Source organism: Oleiphilus sp. HI0080, assembly GCF_001635135.1.
Genome location: NZ_LWFU01000783.1, coordinates 1 through 289, shown reverse-complemented (window position 1 = coordinate 289; position 289 = coordinate 1). Strand labels below are relative to the sequence as shown.

Sequence of the window (289 nt, the reverse complement as noted above, 5' to 3'; positions counted from 1 at the left end):
ACCGCGATGCGGTTTATCCTGAAAAGTAATGCTTTGAACAAGCTTCAAATTCAAATGCCCCTGAAAACCCCCAGAACCTGAATGACCAAAATTGTAAAAACCTTCTGCCACAGAACCTTCTGGAAAGGCCCCTTTAAACTCAAAAACACTGCCACCGGAGAAAACAATCGTCGTCAGAGGCCCCCAACGACTCAAGATCTCAAGCAGCCCCTGCGCTTGATCACCATGAATAGCTTTATATGCTTGCATACCCTCACCTCTTAGAATGTATACGTTGCGGCCAAGATAA

At 45.7% G+C, this 289-nt stretch carries 1 protein-coding gene; it reads right to left on the bottom strand.

The features are described 5' to 3' along the window. On the bottom strand, nt 1–249 hold a 249-nt coding region (locus A3751_RS16205; protein WP_304439042.1), incomplete at its 3' end, for a ChuX/HutX family heme-like substrate-binding protein. Nucleotides 250–289: the final 40 nt, after the last annotated feature.